Annotated in this window: 6 protein-coding genes; all 6 read left to right on the top strand. The window is 70.7% G+C overall.

Annotated elements, in window-relative coordinates; genetic code table 11:
* A partial coding sequence (locus tag AC5LSR_RS05000; RefSeq protein WP_493464540.1) for a putative bifunctional diguanylate cyclase/phosphodiesterase occupies window positions 1-1928 on the top strand: 1928 nt, incomplete at its 5' end.
* Between the two features lie 1118 nt (window positions 1929-3046).
* Complete coding sequence (locus AC5LSR_RS05005) at window positions 3047-4777, top strand: NB-ARC domain-containing protein (RefSeq protein WP_250285156.1); 1731 nt, start codon at window positions 3047-3049, stop codon at window positions 4775-4777.
* A gap of 587 nt (window positions 4778-5364) precedes the next feature.
* Window positions 5365-6195 carry an isocitrate lyase/PEP mutase family protein gene (locus AC5LSR_RS05010; RefSeq protein WP_250285155.1) on the top strand — a complete coding sequence of 277 codons (831 nt, stop codon included), beginning with the start codon at window positions 5365-5367 and terminating at the stop codon, window positions 6193-6195.
* A 139-nt stretch (window positions 6196-6334) separates the two neighbouring features.
* Entirely contained in the window at window positions 6335-7612 is a 1278-nt protein-coding gene (locus AC5LSR_RS05015; protein ID WP_250285154.1) for an MFS transporter, read from the top strand.
* 397 nt (window positions 7613-8009) lie between these two features.
* Entirely contained in the window at window positions 8010-9347 is a 1338-nt protein-coding gene (locus AC5LSR_RS05020; protein ID WP_250285153.1) for a lysine N(6)-hydroxylase/L-ornithine N(5)-oxygenase family protein, read from the top strand.
* On the top strand, window positions 9347-9595 hold a 249-nt coding region (locus tag AC5LSR_RS05025; protein ID WP_250285152.1), incomplete at its 3' end, for a cupin domain-containing protein. The genes AC5LSR_RS05020 and AC5LSR_RS05025, both read left to right, overlap by 1 nt.

Genomic DNA, 9595 nt, shown 5'->3' on the forward strand with positions numbered 1-9595 from the left:
TGGGCGACGGCGGCGTGGCCGGTGTCATGGCGACGGGGCGGGAGACGACCCGGCAGGTGTTCGCCACCCGGCGGCTGACCTGCCTGCGCGAGCTCGCCACCGCCACCGCGGACTCGTACGACCCGTGGGAGGTGTGCACCCGTGTCGTCGAGGTGCTCGGCCGGTATCCCGCGGACGTCTCGTACGGCATCGTCCTGCTGCGCGACCCGGACGCGCAGCGGCCGGTGCTGCGCCCGGCGGCGTCCTGCGGCCTGGCCGGTGACCAGCGGGGCGTCGACCTTCTCGGCGTGCTCGGCGCCGAGGCGCCCCTTCCCGAGCTGGGCGACGCGCTGTTCTCCGGCCAGGCACGTCTCGTCCGGGAGCTGCCCGAGCGGTTCCCGATCCGGCTGGCCAGCGGCTGCCGGCCGCCGGGCTCGGCGATCGCCGCGCCGCTCGCCGAGGGCTGTGACGGGCTGGCCATCGGCCTGCTGCTCGTCGGGGTCAACGACCGGCTCGCCCCCGACGACGACTACCGTGACTTCGTCGAGCTGCTGGCCGGCCAGATCTCGACCGCGGTGGTGGTCGCGCGGGCCGGTGAGGTGGAGCGGGCCCACGCCGCCGACGCCCGCTACCGGGCCCTGCACGACGGGCTGACCGGGCTGCCCAACCGCACCGCCCTGCTCGACCGGCTCCACCAGGCGCTCACCGGCGCCCGGGGCGACCGGCCGCGCCGGGTCGCCATCCTGTTCGTCGACCTCGACGGCTTCAAGACGGTGAACGACTCGCTGGGCCATCACGCCGGTGACGACCTGCTCCGCGAGGTGGCGGGGCGGCTGCGCCGGGCTGTCCGCCCCGGCGACACCGTCGCCCGGTTCTCCGGCGACGAGTTCGCCATCCTGTGCGAGGGCGTCACCGCCGCGTCCTGCGTCGAGGCGGTCGCCGAACGCCTCGTCAGCACGCTGGCCATCCCCAGGACGGCCTGCGAGCGGACCATCACCGTGACCGCCAGCGTCGGCATCGCCGTCTCCGGCCCGGACCTGTCCGACCCCGAGGACATCCTGCACGCCGCGGACATCGCCATGTACGCCGCCAAGCGGCAGGGCCGCAGCTGTCACATGGTCTTCGACGAGAGAATGCGGGCCCAGGCCCGGCGCCGCGTGCGGACCGGCAACGACCTGCGCCGCGCGCTCGTCACCGACGAGCTGCGGCTGCTCTACCAGCCGGTGATGAACATGGCCGGCGAGCTCACCGGGGTGGAGGCCCTGCTGAGGTGGCAGCATCCCGAACGCGGCCTGCTCGAGCCCGACGCGTTCCTGGCCGTGGCGGAGGAGACCGGGCTGATTGTTCCGCTCGGCCGCCGCGTCCTGGAGATGGCCTGCCGGGCGGCCGGCAGATGGGCGTCGAAGCTGCCGGCCGGCATGGCGCCGCGGGTCGCCGTCGACGTCTCGGCCTGCCAGCTCGCCGATCCCCGCTTCCTGTCCGAGATCATCGCGCTGCTGGAGGCCACCAACGCCGACGACCGCTACGAGCTCGGCCTGGAGATCACCGAGAGCGCCTTCGTCGACGACGTCCCTGCCGTCACCGCCGCCCTGCACGACCTGTGCGCCCGCGGGGTCAGCCTGTACGTCGACGACTTCGGCGCCGGCCACTCGTCGCTGAGCTGTCTGCACCGCGCACCCCTCGACGGCATCAAGATCGACAAACGGCGTGTCGCGCGGATGCTCGAGGACCCCGCCGAGCACGCGGTCGTCGCCGCCGTCATCGGCCTCGCGCACACCTTCGGCCTCACCGCCGTCGCCAACGGCGTGGAAACACCCGAACAGCTCGCCGCGCTCCGGACGCTGCGCTGCGACCTCGTCCAGGGCTGCTTCCTCGCCAGCCCACAGCCCGGCCTGCCGAGCCTCCTGCACGGGCCCGGCCGGCAGCCCACCGCCACCGAACACCACTGACCCGGGAAGAACGTCGCCGCGAGTGGGGCGCTGACGTGGTTTCCGCCCCCGTTCGGCCCGCGCCCGCCGCGTCGCGGCCCTAATCGCGGCAGCGGTCGTCGGGAGGGGACGGGGGTGCTCCGGCGCTCGTGTATGTTGTCGGCGCGGTAATCCGGTTGTGATCGGATTTGGCTGAAGATGATGCTGTGAAGATGCTGCTGAAGGTGCGCCGAGAATCTTCTGAAAAAGAGAACAACCGGTAGGACGCCGGTGGCTGGCTGAATTTCCTGCCGGTCGTCCGCGTGGTCTGTGTCGGATAGCCGACTGACGGGTTGTCACGCTCCGTCGACGTACCAATAATCAGAGCGTCAACGGTAGCGATCTCGGTAATGGTGCATTCCGTTACGGGCCGGCGGCACCGTCCGTCGTCCATGCCGTTTGGCCGGGTTTCGTGCGGTGAGTCTCGTTCGGCGGGCTTCTCGGTGGAGCGGGAGCAAATGGCCGGTACCTCGCGGTGGCCCGGAGCCACGTCCGGAGGCGGCGGTCCTCTCCGCCGCGCCGCCCGCCGGGCCGGGGGAGGTTATTGGTGGTTTTTGTCCAGGTATCGTACGGAGATTTCATGATGTTCAGTGACGGGATCGGTGTCCGGTGGGCCGGCCGGCAGCCTCGTACCGGCCTGGGCCGTGTGCCCGCCCGCGGCACCCAGGACGTGGAGAAACGGCTGGCCGGATATCCGGCCGTCACCTTCCGTCCCGCTCCGGTGGATAGTTTCCCGGCGGCTCCGGGCGGGCGCCGACCCACCGTCACCGTTAAACAGGGAATCCGGGCGGACAGCAGTCGCGCACGCCATTCCGGTAGTATGGCAGAAGGCTACGAAAAGGATTTTCCGGACTCCGGGACGGATGCTGGCGAGCATGTTTCTTCGCGGGTCGGCGAGCTGTCGGATATTTTTCTCGCGTGCCGCTGGAAAATGTTCACAAGACGTATTTCCAGGTCGATGCCCTGGGCCTTTCACGTGGGCTGTCCCGGGCTGGGGCGCCCGGCCGGCCAGGGCGCCGTACCAGGATCACGGGAAGCTGTGCACCGGAGACCCGAAGGTAGCAGGTCTGAATTCACGCGACACCAGGAGAGGGGTGGATATGGGCAGGCCCGAGAGGCCGTTGGACGCGGCCAACGGCCCGATCGCCGAATTCGCTCGTGATCTGCGCGCGTTACGGAAGAGCGCGGGCGGCCCGAGCTACCGGCAACTCGCCCGTACCGCACTGTTCGCGCCGTCCGTGCTGTCCAGCGCGGCCAGTGGCCACCGGCTGCCCACCCTCGCGGTGACGCTGGCGTTCGTGTCCGCGTGCGGGGGAGATCCCGTGGCCTGGGAGCGGCGCTGGCGGCAGATCTCCGGACGGCCGGGCCAGCCACCAGGCCAGCCGGGCCAGCCACCAGGGCAGGCAGGCCAGCCGCTGGGCCAGTTGGGCCGGCAAGGCCAGGTAGGCCGGACAGGACAAGCAGGCCAGCCGGGCCAGCCGGGCCAGCCAGGCCGGATAAGCCGGATAAGCATGGTGGGCAGGACGGCTGGCTCCCAGGACGGCCGGGAGCCGGCCGTCCTGCCGGCCGACAGCCTGTTCGGCCTGGCGGGGGTGCCGTCCGTCACGCATGTGGCGACCAGTACGGTGACCAGCCTTGTCCGTCCCGCCCAGCTGCCCATGGGGCCGAGCGTGTTCGTCGGCCGCGCGCGGGAGCTGGCCGACGCGTTCCGGCTGCTCGGCCGCCCCGCCGGGCCGGTCAGGATGCCGCTGCTGGTCAGCGGGCCGATCGGGATCGGCAAGACGGCGTTCGCGCTCAGGCTGGCCCACGAGGTGTCCGCCGGCTTCCCGGACGGCCGGCTCTACGCGGATCTCGGCGACTGCGGTACGGGTGGCCGGTCCGTGGGCGGCATCGTGCGCGGTTTCCTGCACGCGCTGGGGGTGCCCGCCCACCTCGTGCCGGACGACCCGACGCAGCAGACCGGCCTGTACCGCTCGCTGCTCGCCCAGCGCAGGTTGTTCGTGCTGCTGACGAACGTCCGTGACGAGCGGTGGGCCCGGCCGCTGCTGGGGCAGACCGCGCGCAGCCAGGTCGTGATGACCAGCAGGGCACGGCTGCTCGGGCTGGACGGCACGCACCGGATCGATCTGGGCACGTTCACCCGCGAGGAGTCGATGACGCTGATCGGCCGGCTGGCCGGCGCGGAACGGGTACGGGCGGAACACGAAGCCGCCGACGCCATCGCCGAGCTGTGTGAGGACCTGCCACTCGCCGTCAGTATCGTCGGTAGGAAGATCGCAGCCCGGCCGGAGCTGACGATCGCGTACACCGCCAGCCAGCTCGCTGACCGCGACGCCCAGCTGGACATCCTCAGCGTCGGTGACGTCAACGTGCGGGACCGGTTCGCCCTGGCCTACCAGCTGCTGTCGCCGGCCGGACAGGCGCTCGTCCACCAGCTCGGCCGGCACAGGGCGGGCTGGACGACCGCGATCGGTGTCGCCGCCGACATGGGCATACCGATCGGGTCGGCGGACGAGCTGCTGGAGTCGATGGTGGACGCCGGCCTGCTACGGCGGGCCAGCGTCGCCGGTCGTTACAGTGTGTCAAGGCTGTTCAGCGCGTTCGCCGGGAACGTGCAACGGGACGCCGGGCCGCTGCCGGTCTCGCTGGTGGACGGCGGGGCGCGGCGGGTGGCGCTCGAACCGTTCCGCCGCGACGCCGGGCCGGCCCTGCCAGCCCTGCCAGCCACCAGACCCGGCGTTGATTGTTCGGATCCGGCGGTTCTTCCAGTCAACGTCACGCGTGGTCTGAATGGTTCACAAATCACCCGGACGGTTATTGCCGACGCATAACGCCCGACGGGCGGCACGTCATACTGCCGCAGGCCGCCACCGGGCTGATCGGCCAGCTGCGCGAGCGCGGCTTCGAGTCGATCGGCGCGGACCTGTCGGAACTGCTCAAGGCCGGCGGCAGTGTCAAGTGCTGCACCCCGGAGCTGCGTGCCGAGAGGGCCGAAGGACCGCGGCGCGGCCGGTGAGCCGGCCGAATCCACTGACTGTCAGGATTTGTTTGCCCGTTGGAATACGCGGGCCAGGCGCGACCGTCGACAACACGGCCCCCGATCGGCCACGACAGCCCCGGCCGGGTATATGCTCGAAACGCTGACCGGCCATTGCCCGGTGCGCTCGGCACCGAGATCGGACCACGTTACCGAACGGTTGTGCTAAACGACGGCCGTACCAAACGGCAATTATACCAGATGGCGGCTGTATTGAACAGCTGTATCGGACGGCTGTGCTGAGCCGCTCCATCATGTCGCTCCGCCGTGTCGACATGCCGTGTCGATTTCGCTCGCCGGCCCACCGGGACGCATTCATGTAAATGAACAGCCGGGTAAATCGATACGTCTGGCCCGGCATGACCGAGGAGTGAGTGGAGCATGGTGGAGAACATTCAGCGGACCAGGGCGGAGCTGCTGCGGTCGCTGCACGACAGCGGGGTGCTGGTGCTGCCGAACGCGTGGGACGCCGGCAGTGCCGCGCTGATCGCGCAGGCGGGCGCGAAGGCGGTCGCCACGACGAGCGCGGGGGTCGCCTGGTCGGTCGGCCGGCCCGACGGGCAGCACCTGACCCGGGCCGAAGCGGTCGAGCAGGTCCGGCGGATCGCGGCCGTCGTGGACGTCCCGGTCACGGCCGACGTGGAGGGGGGATACGGCCCCGCCCCCGAGGATGTCGCGGCGACCGTCGAAGCGGTGGTCGCCGCCGGCGCGGCCGGGGTGAACATCGAGGATTCGCAGGCCCCCGGCGGCCCGCTGTTCGATGTCGCGGCCCAGGCTGAGCGGCTTCGTGCCGCCAGGTCCGCGGCGGCGCGGGCGGGGCTGCCGGAGCTGCTGGTCAACGCGCGGACCGACGTCTTCCTGTTCGGTATCGGCGAGCCCGGAGGGCGGCTGGCGGACGTGCTCGCCCGCGCGGCGGCCTATGCCGAGGCGGGCGCCGACAGCCTCTTCGTGCCGGGCCTGCTCGACCTGGACGTCGTGGCCACGCTGGTGACGGCGTCACCGTTGCCGGTCAACGTGATGGCCGGGCCGGGCGCCCCGAGCATCGCCGAGTTCGAGGCGGTGGGCGTGCGCCGGGTGAGCGTCGGTACCGCCATCAGCCAGGCGGCGTACTCGGTCGCCCAGCGCGCGGCCACCGAACTGCTCGTCAAGGGCACCTACACCGAGCTCGAGGGAGCCCTCGACTTCGGCGGCATCAACGGCCTGTTCGGCTGAGGGCCGGCGTGCGCGGCCGATGGCCGGCCCGTCCGGTTGACGGCTCGGTCTGTCCGGTTGATGGTCGGCATGGCCGGTGATTGATTGTCCGGTCCGGTCAACCCTGTCGGTCAACGGACGCTTCCGCTGAGATCGAGTCATGGCGCAGACGACTAAGACAAAGAACTCGGCGGAAGCGGATTCCCCGGCCGGCGTTATCGCGGTCCTGCGGGCGACGCCGCCATCAGTCAGGTACCTGCTGGGAGGCGTGCTCGTCAACCAGCTGGGCGCGTTCGTACAGACATTCCTGGTGCTGTATCTGACGGTTCGCGGATTCTCTGTCGGCCAGGCCGGCCTCGCGCTGACGGCATACAGCGTGGGCGCGGTGTTCGGCACGCTACTGGGTGGGGAGCTGACCCAGCGGGCCGGCCCGCGGGCGACCATCACCGGCTCGATGGTGACCTCGGCCGTGATCGTGGGGCTCGTCCCATGGCTGAGCGGCCTGTCGGCCTTCGGGCTCATCTTCGTCGCCGTCGGGCTGGCCGGCCTGGTCACCCAGGCCTACCGGCCCGCGGCGGCGATGCTGCTCAGCGATCTCATGCCGGAAGAACACCAGGTCATGGGCTTCTCGATGATGCGGACCGCGCTGAACATCGGTGCCGCGCTGGGCCCGCTGATCGCCGCCGGGCTGATCCTGCTCGACTGGGACCTGCTCTTCTGGCTCGACGCGCTCACCGCGCTCGTGTACGCGGCGGTCGCGCACACCTTCCTGCCCGGCACGCAGGCCCCACCGGAGGAGACGGAACCGGCCGGGGGCGGACGGTCCGGATACAGTGTGCCACTGCGTGACGGCAACTACCTGTTCTTCCTGGCCTCGGTGCTGCTCGGATCCATGATCTACATGCAGTACGTGGTCGCGCTGCCGCTGAAGATCTCCGATGACGGCCATCCGGCCGCGCTGTACAGCGCGGCGCTCGCCACCTCGTCCGTCACCCTGATCCTGTGCGAGCTGAAGATCACCTCCTACGTCAGGAACTGGCGGCCGAACCTCGTGGGCGCGCTCGGCACCGTGGTCATGGGGGCCGGCCTTGCCACGTACGGCCTCGCCACCGGCTCGGCCGCGCTGGTAATCGTCAGCACGGTGGTGTTCGTGACCGGTGTGATGATCAACGGGCCCACGATGTTCGCGCACCCGGCCAGGTTCCCGGCCGCGGTGAAGGCCCGCTACATCGGCGTGCACCAGGCGACGTTCGGGCTCGGCCTCGCGCTCGGGCCGGTCCTCGGCGTGCTCGCGTGGGAGCGGCTGGCCAACGGCGTCTGGCTGGTGTGCGGGGCCGTCGGCGTCATCGCCGCGCTGTGCGCGCTGGTGGGCATGCGGGAGAACGCGGGACGCGCCGAGCGGCAGGTGGCGGCGCGGCGGAAGGCGGCGGCCCACTGAAAGCGGCGGCCCGCTGAACGGGGCACCGCACGCCGGACGGAACGCGGCGCCGCTTCCCGACGGGAAACCACGGAGTGCTCTCTTCCCGGCACCGCGCGCCGGACGGAACACGGCACCGGAAAAGAACGCCGTGCCGAAAAAGAACGTAGCACGCCGGAAAAGAATATGGCATGCCGAGCGGATGGTACGCCGGATAACGCCGCCCACGCCGGGCGGCGTTATCTCGTGCCCGGCCGTCCCGGGTGCCGGCCGTCCCGTTTCTTTGATTGTCTCCGCCGACCAATTCTTTCGATCAATGATCCCGCCGTATTGAATCGTGATGTGCCGGTGAACCGGGGCGTACCAATGAACCGGGACCGGCCACGAAGAGCAGGATCACGGGGATCGGAGTGGGATTTTGACCGACCAAGAGGTTGACATACTGGCTGTCGGCGCCGGGCCGGCGAACCTGGCACTGGCGATCGGCATCGAGGAGTCCGGTGTACGGGAGCTGGCGGAGCACACCCTGCTGCTGGAGCAGTATCCGGACGTCAAATGGCAACGCAACCTGCTGCTGCCCTGGGCGCGCAGCCAGGTGTCGTTCCTGAAGGACCTGGTGACGCTGCACAACCCGCGGAGCAGGTTCACCTTTCTGAACTTCCTGCACGAGCAGGGCCGGCTGGACGAGTTCGTGAACCTGGGCACGTTCAACCCGTTCCGCTGGGAGCTGTCGAACTACCAGCAGTGGGTCGCGGACTCCCTGGAGCATGTCGGCGTCCGCTACGGCGCCCGGGTCGAGCGGGTCGAGCCCCGGCGGGCCGCCGACGGCACGGTCGTCGGATGGACGGTCACCCTGGGCGACGGCGGGACGGTGCGCTGCCGCGACCTCGTCATCGGCGCCGGCCGCGACCCCCACGTCCCCGAGGTCTTCCGCGGGCTGCCCGCCGACCGGCTGATCCACAGCACCGGGTACTGCACCCGCATCGCGCAGGTGCCGGCCGACCGGCCGCTGCGGGCCGTGGTGGTGGGCGGCGCGCAGAGCGCGGCGGAGATGTTCGTGGCGCTGCACCAGGACCTTCCGCTGAGCCGGCCGACCCTGCTGGTGCGCTCCGTCGGCCTGCGGAACTACCAGACGAGCAAGTTCGTCAACGAGCTGTTCTTCCCCTCCTTCGTCGACGAGTTCTTCGACAGCTCTCCCGAGACCCGCGCGGAGATTCTCGGTGAAATGCACCTGACGAACTACGCCGGGCTGGCCGAGCCCTTCCTCGACGAGCTGTACTCGATGCTCTACCGGCAGAGGATGCTGGGGGAGCGGCGATCCGCGGTACGGGCGATGACCGAGGTCATCAGCGCCCGGGCCGACGGCGACGACGTCGTGCTGGAACTGCGGGACCGCCGTAGCGGCAGGACCGAGCCGTTGCGCTGCGATCTGGTGCTGCTGGGGACCGGATACGAACCGAGAATGCCCGCGCTGGTGCGGGAGCTGGCCGGGCGGCTGGGCCTGGCCGACATCACGGTCAACCGGCGCTACCGCGTCGACCTGGACGGCTCGGCATGGGGCGCGGTGTACCTGCAGGGCGTCAACGAGCGGACCCACGGCATCTCCGACTCGCTGATCAGCGTGCTCGCCCACCGCTCCCAGGACATCCTCGCCGACCTGCTCGACCGGCGCGTTCCCTCGGTGGCGGCCCCGACGACGGTATCGGTGGCTGCCCCGGCGGTGCCGGTGGCGGCATCGGCGGCCTGGAGCGCGTGATGGAGATCCGCAGACTGGACCGGGCGAACCTGACCCGCGCCTACGGCCTCGACTCGCAGCGGCTGCTGCCCTGGCCGGCGCTGAACGCGCCGTTCGAGGGCGCCTGGTGCGTGCTGCGGCCGGGCGACGTCTCGACCGCGCACGCCCATCACGAGCACGAGATCTTCATCGCGATGACGGGCAGCGCGACGCTGGTGGTCGACGGCGAACGGTACGGGTTCGCCGCGGGCGACATCGCGCACCTGCCG

The organism is Protofrankia sp. CiP1_Cm_nod4 (genome assembly GCF_982290645.1).

Excerpts from the sequence above, each read along its gene's own strand:
- AC5LSR_RS05005 (WP_250285156.1), top strand. The coding sequence starts at position 3,047 with ATGGGCAGGCCCGAGAGGCCGTTGGACGCGGCCAACGGCCCGATCGCC.
- AC5LSR_RS05010 (WP_250285155.1), top strand. The coding sequence starts at position 5,365 with ATGGTGGAGAACATTCAGCGGACCAGGGCGGAGCTGCTGCGGTCGCTG.
- AC5LSR_RS05015 (WP_250285154.1), top strand. The coding sequence starts at position 6,335 with ATGGCGCAGACGACTAAGACAAAGAACTCGGCGGAAGCGGATTCCCCG.